The sequence below is a fragment of the Methanolobus sp. WCC4 genome, from assembly GCF_038022665.1.
In the GTDB taxonomy this organism is placed as follows: domain Archaea; phylum Halobacteriota; class Methanosarcinia; order Methanosarcinales; family Methanosarcinaceae; genus Methanolobus.
This window is the reverse complement of the sequence record NZ_CP150629.1, coordinates 2197738-2222334: the sequence shown is the minus strand read 5'-3', so window position 1 is coordinate 2222334 and position 24597 is coordinate 2197738. Positions and strand designations below refer to the sequence as shown.

Annotated in this window: 15 protein-coding genes, 3 tRNA genes and 3 rRNA genes; 14 read left to right on the top strand and 7 right to left on the bottom strand. The window is 42.2% G+C overall.

Annotated features, from left to right (window positions below; translation table 11 throughout):
* The first annotated feature begins 60 nt into the window (after nucleotides 1-60).
* From V7O63_RS10485 to V7O63_RS10475, 3 genes are all read left to right on the top strand, one after another.
* Complete coding sequence (locus V7O63_RS10485) at nucleotides 61-801, top strand: hypothetical protein (RefSeq protein ID WP_340818467.1); 741 nt, start codon at nucleotides 61-63, stop codon at nucleotides 799-801.
* Between the two features lie 159 nt (nucleotides 802-960).
* Nucleotides 961-1707, top strand: coding sequence for a peptidylprolyl isomerase (locus V7O63_RS10480; protein WP_340818465.1), 747 nt, complete (start codon nucleotides 961-963; stop codon nucleotides 1705-1707).
* Between the two features lie 142 nt (nucleotides 1708-1849).
* A tRNA-Ser gene (locus V7O63_RS10475) sits at nucleotides 1850-1935 on the top strand.
* A 53-nt stretch (nucleotides 1936-1988) separates the two neighbouring features.
* On the opposite strand, the gene V7O63_RS10470 is transcribed toward V7O63_RS10475, so the two are convergent.
* Complete coding sequence (locus V7O63_RS10470; protein WP_340818464.1) at nucleotides 1989-2219, bottom strand: hypothetical protein; 231 nt, start codon at nucleotides 2217-2219, stop codon at nucleotides 1989-1991.
* Between the two features lie 732 nt (nucleotides 2220-2951).
* Between V7O63_RS10470 and V7O63_RS10465 the strand changes: the two genes are divergently transcribed.
* From V7O63_RS10465 to rrf, 5 genes are all read left to right on the top strand, one after another.
* Nucleotides 2952-4425 (top strand): 16S ribosomal RNA (locus tag V7O63_RS10465).
* A gap of 99 nt (nucleotides 4426-4524) precedes the next feature.
* Nucleotides 4525-4597: transfer RNA gene (locus V7O63_RS10460), tRNA-Ala, on the top strand.
* Between the two features lie 121 nt (nucleotides 4598-4718).
* Nucleotides 4719-7642 (top strand): 23S ribosomal RNA (locus V7O63_RS10455).
* A gap of 98 nt (nucleotides 7643-7740) precedes the next feature.
* Nucleotides 7741-7812: transfer RNA gene (locus tag V7O63_RS10450), tRNA-Cys, on the top strand.
* A gap of 26 nt (nucleotides 7813-7838) precedes the next feature.
* A 5S ribosomal RNA gene (rrf, locus tag V7O63_RS10445) occupies nucleotides 7839-7960 on the top strand.
* The 16S, 23S and 5S rRNA genes sit together here with 2 tRNA genes alongside, the layout of an rRNA operon.
* A gap of 179 nt (nucleotides 7961-8139) precedes the next feature.
* Here the strand turns inward: rrf and V7O63_RS10440 are convergent.
* Complete coding sequence (locus tag V7O63_RS10440; protein WP_340818462.1) at nucleotides 8140-8352, bottom strand: hypothetical protein; 213 nt, start codon at nucleotides 8350-8352, stop codon at nucleotides 8140-8142.
* Between the two features lie 128 nt (nucleotides 8353-8480).
* On the opposite strand from V7O63_RS10440, the gene V7O63_RS10435 reads away from it, so the two are divergent.
* Entirely contained in the window at nucleotides 8481-10793 is a 2313-nt protein-coding gene (locus tag V7O63_RS10435) for a HEAT repeat domain-containing protein (protein WP_340818460.1), read from the top strand.
* A 108-nt stretch (nucleotides 10794-10901) separates the two neighbouring features.
* Here the strand turns inward: V7O63_RS10435 and V7O63_RS10430 are convergent, their stop codons facing one another.
* Nucleotides 10902-11666 (bottom strand): ribonuclease III domain-containing protein, encoded by a 765-nt coding sequence (locus V7O63_RS10430; RefSeq protein ID WP_340818459.1) that lies wholly within the window; start codon nucleotides 11664-11666, stop codon nucleotides 10902-10904.
* A 270-nt stretch (nucleotides 11667-11936) separates the two neighbouring features.
* Between V7O63_RS10430 and V7O63_RS10425 the strand changes: the two genes are divergently transcribed.
* Nucleotides 11937-13388, top strand: coding sequence for an ATP-binding protein (locus tag V7O63_RS10425; protein ID WP_340818458.1), 1452 nt, complete (start codon nucleotides 11937-11939; stop codon nucleotides 13386-13388).
* 15 nt (nucleotides 13389-13403) lie between these two features.
* On the opposite strand, the gene V7O63_RS10420 is transcribed toward V7O63_RS10425, so the two are convergent.
* On the bottom strand, nucleotides 13404-13538 hold the full coding sequence (locus tag V7O63_RS10420; protein ID WP_340818457.1) for a hypothetical protein: 135 nt from the start codon (nucleotides 13536-13538) through the stop codon (nucleotides 13404-13406).
* A 509-nt stretch (nucleotides 13539-14047) separates the two neighbouring features.
* Here V7O63_RS10420 and V7O63_RS10415 point away from each other — a divergent pair.
* From V7O63_RS10415 to V7O63_RS10405, 3 genes are all read left to right on the top strand, one after another.
* A complete protein-coding gene (locus V7O63_RS10415) occupies nucleotides 14048-17935 on the top strand; it encodes a NosD domain-containing protein (RefSeq protein WP_340818456.1) in 3888 nt (1295 codons plus the stop codon).
* Nucleotides 17936-18067: 132 nt separating this feature from the next.
* Entirely contained in the window at nucleotides 18068-18697 is a 630-nt protein-coding gene (locus V7O63_RS10410) for a hypothetical protein (RefSeq protein WP_340818455.1), read from the top strand.
* A gap of 235 nt (nucleotides 18698-18932) precedes the next feature.
* The gene (locus tag V7O63_RS10405) at nucleotides 18933-19778 is read left to right on the top strand and encodes a hypothetical protein (protein ID WP_340818453.1); all 846 of its coding nucleotides are present in this window, start codon (nucleotides 18933-18935) and stop codon (nucleotides 19776-19778) included.
* Between the two features lie 61 nt (nucleotides 19779-19839).
* On the opposite strand, the gene V7O63_RS10400 is transcribed toward V7O63_RS10405, so the two are convergent.
* Nucleotides 19840-22116 carry a PAS domain S-box protein gene (locus V7O63_RS10400; protein WP_340818451.1) on the bottom strand — a complete coding sequence of 759 codons (2277 nt, stop codon included), beginning with the start codon at nucleotides 22114-22116 and terminating at the stop codon, nucleotides 19840-19842.
* Nucleotides 22117-22412: 296 nt separating this feature from the next.
* On the opposite strand from V7O63_RS10400, the gene V7O63_RS10395 reads away from it, so the two are divergent.
* Nucleotides 22413-23045, top strand: coding sequence for a LysE family transporter (locus tag V7O63_RS10395; RefSeq protein ID WP_340818450.1), 633 nt, complete (start codon nucleotides 22413-22415; stop codon nucleotides 23043-23045).
* A 94-nt stretch (nucleotides 23046-23139) separates the two neighbouring features.
* On the opposite strand, the gene V7O63_RS10390 is transcribed toward V7O63_RS10395, so the two are convergent.
* Nucleotides 23140-23901: a hypothetical protein gene (locus V7O63_RS10390; RefSeq protein WP_340818449.1), complete on the bottom strand. Its 762-nt coding sequence runs from the start codon at nucleotides 23899-23901 to the stop codon at nucleotides 23140-23142.
* 279 nt (nucleotides 23902-24180) lie between these two features.
* A complete protein-coding gene (locus tag V7O63_RS10385; RefSeq protein ID WP_340818448.1) occupies nucleotides 24181-24537 on the bottom strand; it encodes a helix-turn-helix domain-containing protein in 357 nt (118 codons plus the stop codon).
* Between the last annotated feature and the right edge of the window lie 60 nt (nucleotides 24538-24597).

Sequence of the window (24597 nt, the reverse complement as noted above, 5' to 3'; positions counted from 1 at the left end):
TCTTATCACAAGACACATTCTATTAGATATATCTAACTATTATCCATTATGGTGAGAGATATGGTACGCGAACACAGGAACAATGCATGGGTAGTACGTACTGGTTATTGCGGTCAGCAGGAGAAGTCCTGTATTGAGAGGGATTTCATCTCGTTCGATCTTAACCTGCATATCATGGATCTTTTTGGCAACGAACTGATGGAGATGAAACATCAGCCACAGAACTACAAGAAGTACCTGCACTTTGGTGATAAGTACAGGGATTTCGACAAGAGGTTCAGGAAAGAGTTCGAGGATGCGCTCAAGAATGTCGATCATTCAAAGGACAGGCCTGAGATGATCAGGAAGATGAAGAGTCTTAACAGCAAGCTTCAGAAGTTCGATGATGAGGTCAAGCAGTTCGATGCCACCATGCATGAGTTCGATGAGTTCGAGAAGGTGGAGCAGATGAAGAAGGCACTGCTGGCAAGAATAAGCACTCCTCCTGTGGATATGCTTGAGATCTGGGCAAAGGATATGCTTCATTTTGTGAACGGTATAAGGATCTATGATCTTATTGTGATCCCTCTCATGTGCGACAGGCAGGTGGCGATCGGCAGGGTGCGGGACAATTACAAGTACCGTGAAGGAAAGGGTGTTCTGAGCCATAGCAGGAAGATGGACTGGCATGATACAAGGGTTCCTTTTGAGAATATGTTCCCCGGTTTTGAGGAGATACTGGAATCTCCGTTCTCTGTAACACTTCTTGAAGGTGATGACAGGGAGTTCGTTAAGGGTATTGTTGTGGATGAGACTTTCTAAGACTCTGATAAGATGGTCGATTCTGACCTTTTCAGGTCTTTTTCCTGCTCCGGTGGCAAAAGATTCTTAAAGGCATATGAGTATAGCGTGCAGGTAATTCAATTCACAGGTTCTATTGAAGGATCATACTATTAATCAAATAATATCGAGTTGATCGATTTGACTATTGAGAAAGGCGATTTCATAAAGATAAACTATACCGGTAAGTTCAATGAAGGACAGATCTTCGACACTACCGATGAACAGCTTGCAAAAGACAATGGCATCTTCAACCCACGTGGCGTTTACGGCGGGGATGTTGTGATCGTAGGTTCCGGTCACACTATCAAGGGCCTTGATGAGGATTTCGTAGGTAAGGATGTAGGATACTCCGGTACTGTCACAATTGAACCGGAAATGGCATTCGGACCACACAACCCTGCTCTTGTAGAGACTGTCTCAGTTACAAAGATCAAGGACCAGCTCGGTGACCAGAGACCATACACTGGAATGCCAATTGAGCTTAACGGAAGGCGCGGAGTTATCTCCCAGGTCATTGGCCGCAGGATACGCATAGATCTCAACCACGCACTTGCAGGCAAGGAAGTTGAATACGAATACACCATCGAAGAGAAGATCGAGGAACCTGTCGCAAAGGCACAGGGTCTGCTCTCACTCTACACAGGTATGCCTGAGATCGACATCGAGGTAACTGATGACCTTATCAAGGTCTACACCCCAATCGAGCTCGGATTCAACCAGAGATGGCTTGTATCAAAACTCACCATCGCAAACGAGCTTATCGACAAGCTGGGTATTCCAAACCTTGAGTACATCGAGAAGCACCCATACGTCCCTGAGACAGCAGAAGTTGAGGCAACCGAAGCTCCTGCAGAGGAAGAAGAAGCTGAAGCAACAGAGGAATAATATTCCTCTTTTCACTTCACTTTATATTACGCATTATACTACACATCAATTCCCTCTTCAGAATCTAAGACAATTACTGTCAATATCGATTTTGAATCAAAACCCTTATATCCTAGGTCGCTATTAAGATAGCATCCGACATGCTGAGGTAGCCAAGTGGACTACGGCGCCGGTCTTGAAAACCGGTAGTGCTAACGCGCTGCGGGAGTTCGAATCTCCCCCTCAGCGTCGAACTATTTTTCTGTTTTGTTAAAAGTTATGATACTAATTCTGCTATCTTCTTAGATTGGTAGACACATCTGTTTTTCAAACCTGCAGAAGTATGGTTCTATCAGATTCTTCGGTTTAGCATTGGTAATCTTACCATATTCCAGTGACTGTAGAACTTCGTAGACGAAGGATTTCTGTTCTTCTACGGTCTTGTTCTTCCACCAGAGTTTTGTCCTTATGACTATACATGCAAAGATTCCTATCAGGAAAGTAGCTGCTTCAGTTGCATATGATTCTATCATGTTTTTCTGCTCGGGGGTTCATGTTGACCACACCACTCATTTGAGGGAACTACCGGAAACCCTGCCTTTGCAACCGGAGACTCACGTCTGCAAAAACCGTATGTGATTGCTGTTGGTTTGAACAATGTGCATGTAGAACAGGTGTCACTCATGCAATGGAATCAGAATGCTGCGACTATATATAATTAATACACTTTTCGGCTCTGTAGAAAATCTATGAAATCAATATTATCTAGTAATTTTAGACTATGATTCTCTCATATGTTAGAGGATTTCTACAGGACATTTAAATTAATTAAATCGGTTAGGTTTATGTACTATGTGTGATATGTACAGAATCCCTCTGAGATGTTTTGGAGGGCTTTCATGTATCTCCTTTTGGAGATATTTGATGATATCTCCTCGATAAGTGGGCATTATCTATATGCTCCAAAGGTTCATCCTTTGCCTTCGAACCAAGCGTTCGGAAGGTATATATACGATGATGACCATTGAAGGAGTCCGCGTGAATCGCGCGGAACACTTACGATCACCGCCTTATTAGTGGGGACAGAAGCTGTTTCTGTCCGACGTTGGATTTGGCAGTTCGGTTAATTCTGACCGGTAGTGTATAACTACTAAATGAAGGAATTAACCAACTAATGTGCATGTGTAAAGAATCTCTAGTGAGAGTTCTTTCCTAATGATTCCTTAAATGACTTCCATAATACAATCCTTTGTGTGTGATCAACAATTCTGGTTGATCCTGCCAGAGGTCACTGCTATCAGTATTCGACTAAGCCATGCGAGTCAAATGTTCTTCGTGAACATGGCGTACTGCTCAGTAACACGTGGATAATCTGCCCTAAGGTCAGGCATAACTCCGGGAAACTGGTGATAATACCTGATATACCATAGATACTGGAATGTTCTGTGGTCAAAAGCTCCGGTGCCTTAGGATGAATCTGCGGCCTATCAGGTTGTAGTGGGTGTAATGTACCTACTAGCCGACGACGGGTACGGGTTGTGAGAGCAAGAGCCCGGAGATGGATTCTGAGACATGAATCCAGGCCCTACGGGGCGCAGCAGGCGCGAAAACTTTACAATGCGGGAAACCGCGATAAGGGAATACTGAGTGCCAGCATATTATGTTGGCTGTCCACCTGTGTAAATAGCAGGTGTTAGCAAGGGCCGGGCAAGACCGGTGCCAGCCGCCGCGGTAACACCGGCGGCCCGAGTGGTGGCCACTATTATTGGGTCTAAAGGGTCCGTAGCCGGTTCGATCAGTCTTCCGGGAAATCTGACAGCTCAACTGTTAGGCCTCCGGGGGATACTGTCGGACTTGGGACCGGGAGAGGTAAGAGGTACTACAGGGGTAGGAGTGAAATCTTGTAATCCTTGTGGGACCACCAGTGGCGAAGGCGTCTTACCAGAACGGGTCCGACGGTGAGGGACGAAAGCTGGGGGCACGAACCGGATTAGATACCCGGGTAGTCCCAGCCGTAAACGATGCTCGCTAGGTGTCTGGGATGGTGCGACCGTTTCAGGTGCCGCAGGGAAGCCGTGAAGCGAGCCACCTGGGAAGTACGGCCGCAAGGCTGAAACTTAAAGGAATTGGCGGGGGAGCACTACAACGGGTGGAGCCTGCGGTTTAATTGGACTCAACGCCGGAAAACTCACCTGGGGCGACAGCAATATGTAGGTCAGGCTGAAGGTCTTACCTGAATCGCTGAGAGGAGGTGCATGGCCGTCGTCAGTTCGTACTGTGAAGCATCCTGTTAAGTCAGGCAACGAGCGAGACCCGTGCCCACTGTTGCCAGCATATCCTTCGGGATGATGGGTACTCTGTGGGGACCGCTGGTGCTAAACCAGAGGAAGGTGCGGGCTACGGTAGGTCAGTATGCCCCGAATCTCCAGGGCTACACGCGGGCTACAATGACCGGGACAATGGGTCCCTACCCCGAAAGGGGTTGGTAATCTCATAAACCCGGCCGTAGTTCGAATTGAGGGCTGCAACTCGCCCTCATGAAGCTGGAATCCGTAGTAATCGCGTTTCAATATAGCGCGGTGAATACGTCCCTGCTCCTTGCACACACCGCCCGTCAAACCACCCGAGTGAGGTATGGGTGAGGGCATGGACTAGTGCCGTGTTCGAACCTAAATTTCGCAAGGGGGGTTAAGTCGTAACAAGGTAGCCGTAGGGGAATCTGCGGCTGGATCACCTCCTAAGCATGATGGACACAAAGTCCATCACCACTTACCGGTCAGAAATCGAAAAACTGTCAGATCCGAGATAACAAGGTAAGATTCTAAGTGAATCTTCTATGGGCTTGTAGATCAGTTGGAAGATCGTCGCCTTTGCAAGGCGAAGGCCCAGGGTTCGAATCCCTGCAAGTCCATTAATAGTGCACCTGGAGAGTAATGTCTCCGGGGAAGGATGAAGCGGTCGAAGCAACGACGGCCGCAATGATATCGTGTATATGCATGCATATATCAGACGCTCACTGGACAAAGTGAGATGGACTCTGGTTAATATGCCTTCAGGTGGATGGCTCGGCTCAAGAGCTGAAGAGGGACGTGCCAAGCTGCGATAAGCCCAGGGTAGGTGCATGGAGCCTATGAACCTGGGATCTCCTAATGGGTCTTCCTAACACGTTTTGCGTGTTGATCAGCAATGATCGGGAACGCCCCGAATTGAAGCATCTTAGTAGGGGCAGGAAAAGAAATCGAAGAGATGCCGTTAGTAATGGCGAATGAACACGGTACAGTTCAAACTGAATCCCGCTGGAAACATGCGGGAGATGTGGTGTTGTAGGCTTTTCTAAAGATCCGACCTGGTTGAAGTTTAACTTTTCTGGAACGTTAGACCATAGAGTGTGATAGTCACGTAAACAACAACCAAAGGATCTGGAAAACAGCCTGAGTAGCGTGAGTTGGAATTCTCGCGTGAATTTGGGAGGCACCAACTTCCAAAACTAAATACTTCTTGAGACCGATAGCGAACTAGTAGGGTGACCGAAAACTGAAAAGTACCCCAAGAAGGGAGGTTAAAAGTGCCTGAAACCTGGAGGCGATGGAGCGATATGGCGTTAAAGGATCTTTATTACGAAGGAAACGGTCGCGAGGCCGCAGTACGGGTAATATTGCCAATGTCATATCTTACGTTTTGAAGAACGGGCCAGGGAGTGTATTCAAATGGCGATGGCTAACTTTCAAATAGGAAGCCGAAGCGAAAGCAACATGCTCGCAACCGCAAGGTGAGGAGCGACGTATACAAGTGCGTGGAGTCATTAGGATACGACCCGAAGCCGGGTGATCTAGGCGTGGGCAGGTTGAAGCGTGGCGAAAGCTACGTGGAGGACCGCAAGCGGTATTGATCTGCAAATCATTCGTGTGACCTGCGTCTCGGAGTGAAAGGCTAATCTAACCCGGCATCAGCTGGTTCCTTCCGAAACATGTCGTAGCATGACCTAATTTGAGATAGTCGGTGAAGTAGAGCACTGATTGGTGGTCCCGGGGAAGAAATTCCTCAGCCGCTTGTCAAACTCCAAACTCACCGTCGTCGTAGACAATTGGAGTCCGGACTACTGGGGTAAGCCTGTAGTCCGTAAGGGAGACAACCCAGCCCGTGGTTAAGGTCCCTAAGTGTCGACTAAGTGTTAATACTAAAGGGCGTCCTAAGCCCTAGACAGCTGGAAGGTTAGCTTAGAAGCAGCTATCCTTTAAAGAGTGCGTAACAGCCCACCAGTCGAGGTTTGGGGCCCCGAAAATGGACGGGGCTCAAGTCGACCACCGATACCACGGAGCACCGCAAGGTGATCTCGTAGGAAGGCGTTGCGTTCGGGCAGAAGCAGGGCTGTGAAGTCCTGTGGACCGGGCGGAAACGAAAATCCTGGTAATAGTAACAGCATAGTTAGGTGAGAATCCTAACCGCCGAAGGGGCTAGGTTTCCTCGGCAATGATCGTCAGCCGAGGGTTAGTCGGTCCTAAGACGTACCGTAATTCGAGTACGCCGAAAGGGAAACAGGTTAATATTCCTGTACCTCATGACAATAAACTGACGTTTTTGGGCAGGCTGAGCGGCGCCGTCGCGCCGTCTAAGCATCGAATCCCGTGGAGAGCCGTAATGGCGAGAAGCGGGCGAATATGTAATGGCGAAAGTCAGCTGCACCCGGGAACCCGTGAAAAGGGAGTCATGGGTCCGTACCGAGAACTGACACAGGTGCCCCTAGCTGAAAAGGCTAAGGCGTGTCGGAACAATTTGGCTAAGGGAATTCGGCAAATTAGCTCCGTAACTTCGGGAGAAGGAGTGCCTGCTGTGAAGACAGCAGGTCGCAGTGACAAGAGAGCTCTAACTGTCTAATACCAACATAGGAGATCGCAAACCCGTAAGGGCTAGTACGATCTCTGAATCCTGCTCAGTGCAGGTACCTGAAACCCCGTTTCAACGGGACGAAGGGCCTGTAAACAGCGGGGGTAACTATGACCCTCTTAAGGTAGCGTAGTACCTTGTCGCTTAATTGGCGACTCGCATGAATGGATCAATGAGAGCTCTACTGTCCCTAGCCAGAGTCCGGTGAAGCTTACTTTCTAGTGCACAGTCTAGAGACCTCTAGGGGGAAGTGAAGACCCCGTGGAGCTTTACTGCAGCCTGTCGTTGGGTTGTGATTTTGGATGTACAGTGTAGGTAGGAGACGTCGAAGTCGGTGCGCCAGCATCGATGGAGTCGCCATTGGGACACTACCCTTCTGAAATTACGGCCCTTACTCTGAGAAGAGGACCCCGATAGGTGGGCAGTTTGCCTGGGGCGGGACGCCCTTGAAAAGATATCAAGGGCGCACAAAGGTTGACTCAAGTGGGTCGGAAACCCACTGAAGAGTGTAAGAGCATAAGTCAGCCTGACGTTATTCAGCACAGTAGTGGATGACGAGACGAAAGTCGGTTCTAGCGAACTTTTGAGCTCGCTTGGTGCGAGCCAAAAATGACAGAAAAGTTACCCCGGGGATAATTGAGTTGTTGCCGGCAAGAGCACATATCGACCCGGCAGCTTGCTACTTCGATGTCGGTTCTTTCCATCCTGGCCGTGCAGCAGCGGCCAAGGGTGAGGTTGTTCGCCTATTAAAGGAGATCGTGAGCTGGGTTTAGACCGTCGTGAGACAGGTCGGTTACTATCTACTAGAGGTGTCTGTGGTCTGAGGGTAAGCTACTTTTAGTACGAGAGGAACAGAGTAGCGGCGCCACTGGTGTATCAGTTGTCCGACAGGGCACTGCTGAGCAGCTACGCGCTAAGGAATAAGAGCTGAATGCATCTAAGCTCGAAATCTGACTTGAAAAGAGACCACTTTAAGGATCCCGGTATAAGACCGGTTTGATAGGGTCGGGATGTACGCACCAAGGCAACGAGGTGTTCAGTCCGCGGCTACTAAAAATCCGTGCCTGTCCGTCTTGCTTTGTCCAGGCGAAATCTGATATGTGCATGTTAATATACACGTTATCTAAGGTAATGTATAAATAGTATGAATCCGTTCATCAATCGCTCATTGCCAAGATGGCGGAGCGGCTACGCAATCGCCTGCAGAGCGATTCCATTCCGGTTCGAATCCGGATCTTGGCTTTACCTTTACCTTCATCATGAGAGAGTTTGGCGGCCATAGCGGCGGGGCGATTCCTGTACCCATCCCGAACACAGAAGATAAGTCCGCCTGCGTTCTATACTGTACTTAAGTACGAGAGTCTTTGGGAACTATAGAACGCTGCCAACTCACTCATACAACTTATCTTTTTTTACTGGCTTTAATCACTTCAGAGCAACAATGCTGTCGTTTTACTGTTTTTTGGTACTATGCTTTTTGTAACATCATCAAGTGGATAACTCTTCTGATAATATGCTGTATACCAAATCAAGAAAGAGAATATGGTCCCACTCAAAGCGCGGTACATATCATAATACTTTCTTTTCTTTTTTCAGTTTCTCAATTACCAGTTCTGCAGTCTCATCCACCTGCTTTTCTCTGAGATTGTTCTGTATTTTAGAATAATACTTCACAATAAAATCCCCACCCCGGCTCTTGTTAAATCCTGTTCCTTCATCACCCTGTGAAGTACTGCGGTCGTATTCCTCATTGGATGTGACCGCTGGATCTACACAGACCACGATGCGTAAGCTTTGTATTGCTGGTAGAATTCCTTCCTCAGTGTCGATATCTTTTTTCGAATTTTGTTATCATTGCTGTATTCTTTTCATACAATTTTTATACTTTAAACGTTCTAAATCTCCTCTAGATGCCTTCAAATATTGAGCAAATAACCAAAGATTTTTGGTCGTCATCTGGACGGGACTTAGCTTACCAATCTTTAATCGAAACCGCTAAATATGCAAGTGGCCCTCCCCAAAAGGAAGCTATTTCATTTCTTCTAAGTGTGCTTTCTTGTCTTAAAGACAAAAGCGAAGCATGGGATGCGGTAAAGCATGTTTTAAATTCAAGGAGTAGTAGCTCAATTACAGGTGTTTTACAGCCATTGGGTCCCGCATTTAAGGATTTACCAGATAAAAATGAAGCATGGCAGAAACTGCACAGGCTGACACTATCTCGAGACATCGAGGTTAAAGAATATGCAGCTTTTGCAATAGGTCCGGCATTTGCATATATTCCTGAAGAATTTCAGGACCAGGCAATGAAAGACTTGTTTCGGCTTGCAAGAAATTCTCATGAGGAGGTTCAGGAAAGTGTTGCCATGTCACTTAAATTTGCTTTTCCTTATCTTCCTGATAGAAATAAAGCATGGGATATTTTAGTAAGGATGGCACTAGAAGATGATTGTGATGTAGGCCATGAAGCAGCTAGATCGTTTAGCTATGTTTTTCCACATGTTGAAGATAAACTAGAAGCTTGGGATGATTTATTTTACGTTATAGATTCATCATCTTTTCTCAATACCTACGAAATAACTTCCTCTATATTCCATTCATATTCATTTTATCCAGAAAAACAAAGTGGATATTATGATTTAATGCAACTGGTTATTCATGAAGACAGAAGTGTAAGGGAAACAGCATCCATTTCAATCGGCTATGTTTTCCAACACTTTCCAGATAAAGTTAAAATATTGGCTCAAAAAGAATTGATGGGTTTATTAGATGATGAAAGATTCGATTTCAAGGGTAGTTTAATTATTTCTGTAGGTAATGCTTTTTCTTCTTTTCCTGATAAAGAAGATGCATGGGAAATATTGCATCAATATGTAAATAATAGTGATGAATCTATAAGGAAAGGATTAGCTTTCTCGATAGGGGATGCTTGTCCTGATTTACCCTTCCCTGAAAAATCCCTTAGAGATTTGCTAATTTTGGCACAAGATGAAAGTGGCTCAGTTAGAATGGGAGTTGCCCATTCTTTAGGCTTCATTTATCCTCATATAGGTGGAGATTCCGAAATTCTTGATTGCTTGGTTACTCTTACCGGAGATAAACATAGTTGTATTCGAAATAGGGCTAATTATTCTCTTGGCAAAATATACGTTTACAAGGCATCAAAAACCAAGGATGAAAGGGTACTTGGAGATTTAGTCGAAAAAGCTGTTGTACATTTTGAGAAAGCTGCAATTGAAGACTGCTATTTTAATCCTGCAAAATTTTGTTACTTATTCTATCGTTCTTTCAGCGAAGTTATACTAAAAAAACAGATTTCTCGACAAAAAATTGAAAAATACCTTATTGATGCAAGGTCAGTAGCTGAGGATTCAACAAACAAGAAAAGGTTGGTAAAGGTAATTGAAAATCTTTCTGATGCTTTGTTTGCTGCCCAAGCCCCTCATAAAATGGGTATTGAATCAAAGGTAGAGCTAGTTACATATTGTCGCAAGCAATGTCATTATGCAGAATACTTAATGGATAAAACAAAGGGAAATACTCCAAATTTGAATCATCTTTTCCATAAAATAAAGCCTTATTTTCATCAAAATATCAAAAAACTCATTGACGATGTAAAGGAGAAGGCTGAGGCTGCTTGCAGGGAGGCAAAAGGGACAGAGGCCGAATACATTGCTTGTTCTGTCAATAAAGAAATACAAGGATGGGGAGTTGAAAGTCAGGAACAAATGGGAAAGAACCTTGATAATGTAATTTTCTCGTTAAAATCAAAGATTCCTGATATTTCTGAAAACAAATTAATTATTGCTAAAATTGATGAGATAAAGAGTGAATCAAAGGTAGAAAATCAAATGATGATTCTTTCCACATTGATAGGTTTCTTTCCATCACTGTCTCTTTATGCAGATATCTCTGAGATTAAGGAAAATAGTAAAACAATGATTGAGAACATGGACCAATTAATCGCTTCAATCAAACAAATAGAAATTTCACTCGAGCCTAGTATCAAGGAAGAAATTCAAGTTGCGGTCGGTTTATCTGGTCTGGTATTTGATGCAAAGCGTATTATTACAATTCCAGTCCAGGAGATTTCCTATCCTGAATTAAGAGATGATCTTCAAAAATATTCAGATAAGATGTTGGATATTGCCAAGCTTCCTGTGAGGTTAAAAGATAAGATTATGGGATATATCAGGAAAAATGGAAATGACCTGAGAGAATATTAAATTCTTAGATGTAGACACTTTTATGCTGCTTGAACGTAAGTGTATTAGTAATTTCAAAAAAAGAATGTGATGATTCCCATCACACAATGAATTTAAAAAGCAATCTAACTATCCCTGCTCCAATGAACCTTTCCCTTTCAAATACTGAAGATGTTTCCTTGCAGCTTCGGCTTTTGCTTTCCTGACCTGAGTTGCTTTTCCTGTGGATACTATCGAACCATGTATTTCCAGTCCAAAAGTGAACATCCTGCAATGACCTGGGCCGGTTTCTTCGATCAATGGATATTGGATGTTGTCTTCGCCATATATCTGTTGTATTTTGCCTATTGGGTCTGAATGTGGTATTTTCTCTAAAGCACTTTCGATATCAAAATACTTGTAGACAAACTCTCTGGCTTCAGGTAATCCCTGATCAAGATAGATAGCTCCAATGAGTGCTTCGATCACATCATCGAATATATCTTCAACATTATCCAGATAGCCGTAGATGATGTACTTTTCCAGCTCCAGTTTTTGTGCTACGGGGACCAGAGCTTCGTTCTCTACTAGCACGATCTTAACAGCGGTTAATGCAGCTTCTATTGACAGGCCGTTGGACTTTGCATAATCCTCGGTCTCTTTGTGATGGTAAAAGAAGTCACCGATAATGAGGTCCAGTACAAGGTCTCCCAGATTCTCCAGTTTATTGTAATCAGCATTTTCCAGCTTGTTCTTTTGCATGAAAGCTTTCATTTTCCGCTTGTTACCGCTATAGAATGAACCATGTGTCAAAGCCTCTGTCAAAATGCTTTTGTTGTTAAATCCAAAACCAATGATCCTCTGGAATTCTTCCAGCTGATCTAAACTTACAGTTAGGTCTTCATTTATTTTCATCTTGTTTCTTCCTTATGTTCATGTTCTGGTTATTTTAGCTTTGTTGCACAATTAACGAAAAGAAACTGCTATATTTATAAAAACATTTATATACTGACGCATAATACTCTATTATCAATAGCCTGTACCTCCATAATAAAACTTATAATAGACCCTGTTTGCATTTTGATCTATGAAAAATGGAATGAACAACGCATGTATAGTGGTATTGAGACAACCAGGACAGAAATATTAGATTCTGATCTTCATTTCTTCTATGGGGGCATATGATTGGACGACCTTTTCAAAACGATCTTCAATTCTGTAAATGACGGTATTGCTATCTATAATGCAGAAGGCCGTTTTCTGGAAGTAAATCCCATAACATGTGAATGTCTGGGTTATTCAAGGGATGAATTACTGCAGATGGGAGTACTTGACCTGATACCTCCTGAGTTCAGGGAAATGGCAGGTAAGCAGGTTGCTGAGAAACTGGGTCAGGGCGGTGGGATCGTTGAAATGGTATGTGTATGCAAGGACAGTTCCTTACTGCCAATTGAACTTAATTTCAGTCCGATAGAATATAATGGTGATCACCTCAATCTGGCTGTTGTACGGGATATTACCGAAAGAAAGCAGGCGGAATATGAAGCCCGGAAGAACAGGGAACTACTCCATTCCATAATAGATATGCTTCCCGGGACCCTTAATGTGGTGGATAACGAATACAATGTCATCGTTATGAACAATGCGGGCTTCCGCTTGGAACTGGCAAATGCTGATTCGGTCGATAAGGTTCTGGGAAGGAAATGTTACGAGGCATTCATGCAAAGGTCCTCTCCGTGTCCCTGGTGTAAAGTGGAGGAAGTTCTCTTAACAGGTGAAACAATACTTTACGAGACTACACCTGAAGATATACGTGAGATCAAGACCGGCAAGGCATTCAAGATGTTCGTATCCGCGATAAAAGATGATCAGGGTAATATCAAAGGTATCATAGAATACGGAGTTGACATAACAGAGCTAAGAAATGCAAAATTGGATGCTGAGTCTTCAAACAGAGCAAAGAGTGAATTTCTTGCTAATATAAGCCATGAGCTCAGAACACCTCTAAACTCCATAATCGGCTTCTCGGGTCTCCTGATCCTCGGGCAGTTAGGGGGTCTTAACGATAAGCAATATCGATATGTTAACAATATCTCCAATAGTGGAAAACATCTCCTTGGGATCATCAATGACATTCTGGATATATCCAAAGTAGAATCCGGGAAAATCGAACTGGAACTGGAAAAGGTGTCAGACCATAATGTTCTGGAAGAAATGCTCTCTTTCATGCAACCACTTGCAGCAGTCAAAGAGATAGTAATAAAGCTGGAGTGTGGTTCTCATCCTGAATATCTGTCCGCGGACAGATCGGTCCTTAAACAGATACTTTACAATCTGGTGAGCAATGGTATAAAGTTCACAGATGCCGGTGGTATCGTCACAATCAGATCGGAAAGGAAAGAGGACATGGCTCACATATCGGTTACAGATACTGGCATCGGTATTTCATCAAGTGACCAGAAAAAGCTTTTTAAGCCTTTCAGCCAGATCGACTCATCCTTATCCCGGCAGTATGAAGGTACAGGTCTTGGTCTAATGCTGACCCGGAAATATGTAGAACTGCATAAAGGTAGGATATGGGTTGAAAGTGAATCCGGCAAAGGCAGTAAATTCACTTTCACGATCCCAGTTAACTAATTGAAAACCTGTTGCTCAATCGATCAACGCTATAGGGTCGAACCTCACAGTTCCTATATTCGTCCAGTAACCACATGTTTTGCAGAACTGTACAGTTTCGTTCTCATTCAATTCTGAATTACACTCCGGGCATTTCTTTAGTTTTTTCATTGTTTTAACCCCAAAGAACTTTAGTATTGATAGTATTTATAATGTGTACATGTGCAATTTCCTACTTTTTTTATATCTGGTATTGTTGATCGGATAAAATGGTAATATTGGGGCCATGTGGAACATATTGTGTATCGATGTAGTTCACAATTGACACTCTAGAATAATTTATAAAAACTTAAATACTAGTTATGTGTTTTGAAAAACAAGGCGCGGTGACATGCAAATAGTATGTCTTTGGCATTGACTCGCATACCAACCAACCAAAAATTACAGAGTGAATGTACGTGCCTTATTGGTTCATTTTTTTTAAAATGTTGTTCTTTACAATAGTTACGGACAAGGATCTTGTTTTTTCTTTACTTCTACGGACCTATCGCTTTTTTGAAAACAGTTAACAGTGTGAATAGTCCATGGGATTTACTAAAATTTATAATAAAGATTATATAGCTTCTTTTCAATATCACATCAATATTATAAAAATCATTGAACAAATATAGGATGGTACTATGTACATTAAAAAACCAAGACCAAATGCTCTTCTATTACTGGCAATCGCCATTATCATTTTCACAGGTACAGCTTCAGCAGAGACTCTGAGGGTCGGTTCCGGTGAGGCATATACAACAATAGGTGATGCGATCACCGCTGCATCGGCAAATGACATTATCATCGTAACTGATGGAACATATTCGGAAAATGTTGTGATCAGCGAGGAGTTGACCCTTATATCTGAGAACGGGGCTGCAAGTACTACCATCAGAACTCCTGTTAGTAATAATGATGTAGTTCAGATCACATCTGATAACGTAACTCTCTCCGGTTTTACGATCAAGGATGCCACATCATCTACAAGTTCAGGAGTGAAGATGTCCTTGAACTCTAATTGTACAATATCGGACAATCTATTTACAAATAATTATCGTGGTCTTCACCTGACCGGTTCCAGTAATAATAGTATATATAATAACAATCTAAGCAGTAATTCATATTCTGGTATCTACACTTATTCTTCAAGTTATTATAACACATTATGGAACAATACAATAAGTGGCAGTTCATATGGGTTCTACATAGGTTCTTCCAGCTATAGCAATTTGACAGATAACATCGCATATTCTAACAGTTATGGTATCTTCCTGTCTTCTTCAGGGAATAGTGACCTTACCAATAATACTGCATACTCTAACAGTTATGGTATCTACCTGGTTGCTTCAGGGAACAGTAACCTTGCTAACAATACTGCATACTTAAATAGTCGTGGTATATATCTTGATTCTTCAGGTTCCTGTATACTGGTCAATAATACTATGAACTCCAATAGTAATAATTTTGGAGTTGATGGTTCTTCTGCATCCCATTACTCAAATAATGTAGATACAAGTAACCTTGTTAACAGCAAACCTATCTATTACTGGGTAAGTCAGTCCGATGCACAGATCCCTGCAGATGCGGGTCAGGTATGTGTGGCAAGCTCCACGAATATCTCTGTTGTTGACCTTGTTCTTTCCAGAGGATATGATGATGTTCTTTTTGCATATACTGACAACTCGACCATAGACAATGTTACTGTGTCAATTGGTACCAATGGTATCCGTTTGTATGATTCCGAGTACAATGATGTGTCCAATATCACAGCCTCGTCAAAGACGAATGGTATTTTCCTTGATGACTATAGTGCATTCAACAACATAATGAACAATAATTTTACTTCGGGGAATAACTATGGTATACATTTACAGACATCAACCTACAACAATGTAACCAACAACAGTGTCAATAGCGGTACATACGGTATATTCATCTTCAATTCAGGAAGCAACACATTTGAAAACAACTCAATGAACTCCAATACCTATAATTTCGGAGTTGATGGTGCATCACTGGACCATTACATAAATTATGTCAACACAAGCAATCTTGTTGACAGCAAGCCGATATATTACTGGATGAATGTATCCGATGTTCAGCTACCTGCTGATTCAGGGCAGATATGTGTGATCAATTCCACCAATGTCACTGTAAGGGATCTGAGCTTGTCAGATGGGTATGATAGCGTTCTGTTCGCATATACTGACAACTCGACCATAGACAATGTGACAGTTGTAGATGGTTACAATGGTATTCGTTTGTTCGACTCCGATTATAACGACCTGGTAAACATCACCAGCTACAGTAGTATAAGGGGAATATTCCTGGATGAGTCCAACACTTTCAATAATTTAAATGATAATGATGTCTCTTCCAATAGCAATGGTATTATCCTGTATTCTTCAACAGACAATGAGATATTCGACAATACTGTATATTCCAATACTTATGGTATCTATCTTTACACCTCAAGTAATGAGAACAATGTTTCCAGCAACAATGTAACAGGGAACAGTAATACTGGTATCTATCTTTCATCTTCAGATACGAATGACATGATAAACAACACAGTTTCTTCCAATCCGTACGGTATCTATCTTATCAGTTCATGTGACTACAATAATGTCACAAACAATGATCTGACGAGCAACAACAATTATGGTATTTATATCTCTTCTTCTGGAACTTATAATGTTCTGAGCGAGAACAACGTTAGTTCAAGCTCCAATGGTATCTATCTTTATGCTTCTTCGAGGTTTAATGAGATATCCAATAACATTCTTAGTTCCAATGATAACGGTATCTACATGTATTCATCATGCAATGATAATGATATACTTGATAATGAGATATCAGGCAGTACCAATTATGGTATCTATGTCAAGTATTATTCGACCAGTAATGAGATAACGAACAATACTATCGATAGCAATGTGCGTGGTATAAGGATCGAGACCTCGAATTCCAATACTCTGGATAGTAATGTGATCACCGACAATACGAATGAAGGAGTCTACCTTTATTCATACAACAGTTTTCAGTGCAATTATAACACCCTGGTAGATAATACAATAACAGGCAATCGTGATGGTGTAATGCTTTATCTGAGTTCCGGCTCCATATATACAGGTAGCTGTGATTATAGTAATATCACTCAGAACAATATAAGTGAAAATACAAGATATGGTATCTATTCCTATTCACAGTATTCTGACAATACATGTGATCATAGTTCCATAACCGATAATACCATCAATAGTAACTCGAACCATGGTATCTATCTCATAGAGAATCAGCATGTGACGCTGGACAACAATACTGTCAGCTATAACTCCGATTACGGTGTATATGTTGATGGCTGTGAGGACTATACTTTGTCTGACAGCACTTTGAACAACAATACAGTAGGTATCTACGACAATAGTTCAAGCAACAGTACTCTGATATCGAACTTTGCAGTTGACAACAGTCTTCATGGTCTGTATTCCAGTGATTCCTTGAACATAACTGTAACCAACCAGTCATTCATAAATGAAACACTTAAGCTGTCCTTCAGTATCAATGACTCGGAGACCAGTCTGAATGGTAACACAAGCGACCCGAACAGCTTTACAGGAAAAGTGAATGTTTTCGGCTACCTGTCCCTTAACTCATCACAGAACATGAACATTACTTTCTATTACAATGATTCATCTCTGGACAGCACTGAGGAATCAACACTCGACCTCTACAAGTTGAATGGCAGTGACTGGTATGATGTGAGCAGTACGTCAGTGAATACAAGCACTAACACTATCATTGCCAACCTGTCAGCTTTCGGTAGATTCGGTATTTTCATAGATGACGGATCATCTGACGAGTCATCTGAAAGTCCTTCTGAATCGCTTGATGATGATTCTTTGCCTGTGATGCTCAGGTCACGGACCATTGTGACCACGTATCTCTCAACCGGGAACAACGGCGAAGTAAGTAGAGATACCGTTGCCAAATCTGCAGATTCCACAACTACTGTAACCCTGTTCAAAGGAACGGTTGCAGTTGACCCTGCAGGCAATGCTGTAGGTAAGGTCACTGTCAGGAAATTACCTTCTCCGCCTGCGTCTGCACCGGCAGGTGTAAGTGATCCTGGTATATGTGTTGATTTCGGACCTTCAGGCACATCTTTCAGTAAAGAGGTCATGATCACTCTTGACTTCGATCCGGAAGAGTTCTCCAGGGAGCAAGAGCCTGTGATCTACACATATTCAGAGGATGGTGAATGGATGCCCCTTGAGACAACTGTTGATTGGGAGAATGGCAGAGCAACTGCTTTCACCACTCACTTCTCTGTATATGCACTCTTTGGTATCTATAAGGAAGAGGTCATTGAAGAGACGCCGGAAGTTGTATACACTCCTCCGGTAGAAACAGAAGAACCCACTGAAGAAAGTGGTTCCGGATATCTTTATTGGATACTTGGAATAGCAGCCATTGGAATTATGACAGCGGTTGTAATGAAAGGTCAGAAAGGTAGAAAAGGGCTTTAAGCCCTTCTATTTTATTTTTTACATTATCTTTTTAGATTATCTGCAAAGATAATTTCCTGCAGCTTTTTGAGAGATTACGAGAAGAGTTAAATATTATATAAAAAAGATTACCTATTGAGTGGTGGGATATACTTGAAAAGTAACATTTCGTTAGCTATGGTAATCTTTTTGATCGGTTTTGTTGTTTTGGTTTCAGGATGCGCTTCTGATACTGGTTTGAACAATGAGGATAATGGCACGACAGAAGGTGTCTTGCCAGAAACTGATCAGATCCGATCTGATGATATTGATGATGGTTTGATCAATGAAGCTAATGGCACGACAGAGGATACCTTGCCAGAAGCGGATCAGATGGGATCAACTGCCATTAAAGACGAAGTAGCTGAAGAAACGAATGACCAGTCTTCGGATTCCAAAACATATGACTCATTTCCTCAGGTATCAGTAAAGGGATCAACACTCGATGACGGGAAGTATTTGCTTGAACATCAGAGTGGCGATGATATGGATCTTTCGAAGATCAGATTGATCCTCTCTTCGAATGGGGAAACTCATATCTATTCTCCAATTACTGGAAATAGTGAGGTCATGGCCGTCGGTGATAAACTGGAAATTGATACTAGTTCCGGTACTTTCACGATAAATGACAATCCTATAGATGTAACTGATCCTGAGGCTGAGAAGACTTCACTTAGCACAACCAATATGATATTGATACACATCGCTTCCGAGCAAATTGTAGCTTATATAACATTAAGCTGATCATTTTATTGCATATTGCGTTCAATGACCGGTCAATGAACAATTAGCTCTACTTTAAAGGCCTGTTTTCTTTTATTTTTCTTGTTCATGTACATAATTATGCCTAATGAACGCATATGTGGGTAGATATTGAAAAACTATGAACATGCTTCTTTTATATAACAACATAATTACTCTTTATTAGTACAAACTATGTATTCCAGATGGAATCAGTAAAATTTAAGCGGGACCGAAAATGAGCGAGGAACTTTTCTACCAGAATCAACTGCAGGATCTTGAGAATATCAAGGCTACTTACTTCAGTCAGCTTGATGAAGTTGAGAAAAAGCGTGCTGAGATCTCTATGAAGAAAGAGCAGATCAAGGCTGATGAAGTCCTTGTCATGGAAGAGTATAAGAAGATCCGTGAAGCAAAAAAACTGATCACTGTGGAATATGAAAAGCTTGTTGCCAAAAATGATGAGCTCAAAAAAGCAAAGAAGGATTACGAGAAAAAGCGTGTTGACTTCTTAAAGCTTGAAACTGAGCTTTCAAGCCGTATGGACAGATACGATATCAATATGGACTCTCTCCAGAAAAGAAACTGTGAGCAATACAGGGTTCTACGTGTCCAGTATGAAGAGGAACTGGCCCTTCACAAAAAGCAGAAAAGACTTGAAAGGACCAGGGTCAGACTCAATAGAAGGGCAAAGGAGATCACTGCAAGGAAGAGAGAGCTAGCTTCCGGTGAAATTGATATCGAGGTCGAGAACGAGAAGATAGAACGCAGGCGTGAATACATCAAGCACGTCCATAAGAACCTCTCTGCACAGGAGGAGGAATTCGCCTCCCGCGAAAAAGAACTCATTGAACTGCAGAAAAAGACCGAAGAAGAGATAGGCAGGCAGACAACTATCCACAAACAACAGCTTCATATCATTAAAAAGGATGCCAGGATCGAGCAGCAACTGGCATATATCAAGGGCCTTGAAGATGATGTCTTCGAGCTGAAGAACAAACTTGAGCAAGCTAACAAAGAACTTGGAAATATGAGGATCTCTTCAAGGATATTCGAGCAGAATCACGAACTTCTGGTAAGATGAATCTGAGAATATCCCTCAATTCCTTCACAATAAGCTGATCATCTATTCTATTTATTCAATTCTATTCGTTGATCCGGTCATTGATGGTGAAAGTAAATGTACTTCCTTTTCCTTCTTCACTTTCAAGCCAGATCTCCCCACCATGCATTTCCACGAACTGTCTGACAAGTGCCAGTCCCAGGCCAGTTCCCTCGTATTTTCTTTTAAATGATGCATCGACCTGGGTAAATGGGTTGAATATATCTTCCTGTTTGTCTTTAGGGATTCCGATGCCTGTATCTGCAACTGAGAATTCTGTCTTGTCGTTCTTCTTACTGAGACTGATCGAAACCTCGCCATTGTCGGGTGTGAACTTGATCGCATTGCTGAGTAGATTCAGCATTATCTGTTGTAACTTCAACCTATCAGCAATTATCTCGCCATTATTGTGATTCTCTGGAATTCTTATCGTGATATTTTTCTTTTGTGCAAGTGGCAGAACAGATTCCCGTACCTCATTCAATACTTCTGATGCATGGAGTCTCTCAAGTTCAAGTTCCATCTTTCCAGCTTCTATCTTTGAGATATCAAGAATATCATTTATAAGCTCCAGAAGGTGTCTTCCACTTTTATTGATATGGTTAATGTATCCGAGCTGCTTCTCAGTAATATCCTCTTTTATAGTCACTCCAAGCAGATCGGAAAATCCGATCACTGAATTCAGTGGTGTCCTTAATTCATGGCTCATGTTAGCAAGGAACTCCGACTTGATACGGCTGTTCTCTTCTGCAAGCATCTTTGCTTCTATCAAGGAGTGCTCCACCTTTTTCTTTTCTGTGATATCGGTTATAAATAGGATATAACCTGTGTCCGAGAGCCTTGTGCCATCTCTTCTTATCCAGAACACCGAGCCGTCCTTGTGCTTAAAACGCAGCTCTGCCGATGTGTAGCCTGTTATTTTAAGCTCATCGAAACTATAACTCGCCCTTATGGATGATTCGGCTGCGATCAGGTCAAGCATATTCATCTTAGTTAGTTCATCTTCTTCATATCCTGTAAGTTCACAGGCAGTTCTGTTGACCTCAAGATAATTTCCATTTTTATCTATGACGAAGATGCCATAAGGAGCGCTCTCAATATAGTTCCTGAACTTCCTTTCGCTCTCAAGCAGGAAATCTTCTGCCCGTTTGCGTTCAGTTATATCATGGTAGTTCAACAGGATACCTTTGATCGCAGGCTCATGCAGAAGATTGTTGATCGTGTATTCTATCCACTTGTATGTCCCATCCTTGCACCGATATTTCATTTCGGAACTGAATATTGCTCCCGGTGTACCGGTGAACACCGAATATGCTGCTTTTATATAGTCAACATCTTCAGGGTGCATGTTCTCCCACATGTAATTGCCAATGAGCTCTTCGGGCTTCCAGCCAAACAGTTTCTCCACATTCGCACTTTTATACTGATTGATCCCGTTCTCATCGATGATCGCGATCACATCGGTACTGTTCGTGATCATTGCACTCTGTTTTGCTTCACTTTCCCTGAGCTCCTCTTCCGATCTTTTGCGGATGATGTATTCACCAATACCATTAGCTATCACTTTTAACAGGTCGATGTCATTCTCTTCCCATTCACGGGTCTCTACGCAATCATCGAATCCTATGAAACCCCAGAATTCCTTGCCGGCAAATATTGGTAATAAAAGTATGGAGAGTATTCCCTGTTCAGCTAGAATGGTCCTTTCAGGATCATCAAGTTCTTCCACTATATGTGCGAAATGGTGTTTTGCTTCAAGAATAGGGAGCAGTGTTGGTGCTCCTTCGCTATATGGAAGGTGCTGAAGGTCCGGGTTATCGATCTGCGTTTCGATCCCATCAGAGACGACCTCTGCTATCTGTGACATACAAAGTCCCAGTTCCAGGTCTTCTTCATTCATGAAGATATAGGTCCTGCTATTCTTTACAGTTCCATGTATTGCTTTGAGTATTCGTGTTAGGATCTCATCGACACTACCTGTTTCAAGCAGGATGTGCATACTTTCTGCTGTTGCTGTCTCGTATTCCAGGCGTTTCTTCAGTGATGTTTCAGCATCCTTTAATTTCCTCTGGGATTCATTGAGTTCTCTGATGCGTGGATCGAGATAAAGGTATAGTAATGAACCTGTTGCAAATACAAACACTCCTCCCTTATATATCTGCATTTTCATATACAGGTCTATATCTGTAACGAACCATCCGAGTATCTGGTCAGAGAACAGGACCCACAAACCGGCAGCTATCATATACATGGCTGTTACTTCAAGTGCCAGTGATCTGTGGTTATGAATATTGGTCTTAGCGTTCATGGTATTTTCCATCTATGGGACAAACTATCAACTGCTAATATTGCTATAAGTTTACATGAAGGCAGGGAATGTCCAACCAACCCTGTGTGCTACTATCTGTCTTCATTTTTATTATTTTATTTTTAGTAGGCAACTGAATTTAATAATTGCTCATGATACTATGAAATATCATATGCTATATGGTAATATAAAATTATACCATACGATACTAATAGCTGAATTATATAAATAACATCTAGCTTTTTTATTATTTGTTACCTTTAGATGCCAAAAACCTTAAAGTTTTTAAAGGGATACAAAGGATGAACATGCAAGGAACAACCGAATTCCTGTTGATGGGTATTTTTCTCGGTCTGTCGGCTGGACTCTCTCCCGGCCCACTTATGGCAATGACCATCTCTGAAACATTGCAACATGGTTCAAAAGAGGGTATGAAGGTTGCTATATCACCGCTGATAACGGATATTCTGATAGTATCAGTTATCCTGCTCTTTCTTCTGAACTTCAGTGACCAGGGCCGAACTATTGCCTTTATCAGCCTTGCAGGTGCGGTATATCTTATTCATCTCGGTATTTCCTCCCTGAGGACCGATAATAATGATCTTGAAATTGGGAGCAGAAAAAAGGATTCATTGAAAAAGGGTATACTGGCCAATTTTCTGAGCCCCCATCCATACCTTTTCTGGATAGCCATTGGTGGTCCCATCCTTTTCAGGAGCATGAAAATCGACATACTTGCAACTGTCCTGTTCGTTCTTGGATTCTATGCTCTCCTTGTAGGATCGAAGATCATGGTAGCATTGTTTGTTGGAAGATCACGTTCTTTCCTGAAAAGTAATTATTATCTCTACACTATCCGTGGTCTGGGACTTGTGTACATGATCTTTGCTCTCTTTTTCATTGAGCAGGGACTGGAATTACTGGGTTTGCGCATCCTGTAGTGGGATGGTCACATTTAAAGATGCCTTTTACCCATCCCATTCTCCGTTTATTATCTGACAGGTGAATCCGGTATTTTGCTCAACTTCTCTTCTTTCAGGATATCACAACACCGTATTTTGAGAAGACATCTGCAAATGCAAGTTTCAGACTTCCGGCGTCCTGCTGCACCTGTGTTATATTTCCTGTTTCTACTGATCCGTTCAGCATTTCGATCGCTGTGTCAACTGCTGCAAGTGACTGGTCGTAGCTGGCATCTGCACTATCCGGTCTTTCCGCATCCTTTACATCCTGCCATTGTTCTTCCATTTTTGGAATGAAGAGAGTAAGCATCTCTGTATTATTCTCATTTGCAGCAGTAATGGTCTCCTCCATTGTCATATGGAACATGGTAAGGTGGTCTCCCATGTGTAATACATCGTTCCTTTCATGGAGGCCGAAAAAAAGGTCCCTCATAGGTTCAAGTGCCTCATGGGCAGCCTCTATATCGCCTTCATCAAGCATTTCCTGTGAATACTCAGCGATGATCACTGCTCTTTTTATCTCTGTCTGCCAGTACTTATCAGTTGCATACATCTCAGGAGCTGCTTCTCCGTAGGTGTCTGATACATAGGTCAGTTTTTCCACCAGCTCATCAATATATATCTGCGAGGATGATGTGTCCTTCCTGCTTGTTGACACAAGAGCTTTTACATAGGCTGTATTAGCTTCCTTCATTACCTCTGCAAATTCAGTCTCATTTACAACTATGTCCTTAGAAGTCATTTCTTCTTCTTTGGGATTCTCATCTATACATCCTGGTATAAAGACAAATACCAGTGTAAGGAGCATACACAGGGCTATCATTCTTTGTTTCACGCTTATCTACCTGGAAGAACGAAGTTCTCTTATGGATTATAATACTTTGGAGAAACTTATGAAGAATACCATATCTTTACTTTATATCAGTATATTATTAGTATGTTCTGAGGTGTGAGTCTACTTTAGACAGGATGAGGACAACCAGGAGGATTCAGGAAGGGTCACACCTCAGATCGATCATACTATACCAATGACGTATATTATATTTAATGCTTTTAATAATTTATGGTGTATATTTAAAATGAATATGTGTACACCAGTATAATTTATCTATGATCATTCGAGTTTACATCTATGACCCATGTGCTCTATTCCCCACTGGCACAGGGATTCAAGCACGGGAATTATCGTTCTTCCAAGATCAGTGAGTGAATACTCAACCCTGGGTGGTATTTCCGGGTACATCTTACGTCTTATGACTCCATCCTCTTCAAGTTCCCGGAGTTGTTTTGTAAGCATGCGGGGAGATATGCCGGGTAATGTTTGTTGAAGTGCATTATAGCGTAGTGTATTCTCTTTTAGCTGCCACAGGATAAGTGGTTTCCATTTACCACCTATGATGTCAAGAGTAGCTTCTACGGGGCAGTTGTATTGCTGATCTTTTTTCCTGGAAGTTTCTTTGTTATTTGTCATAATATCTTTACTATACTTTTTGTTAGTTACTATTGTAAATCTGTGTATGATATATTTATA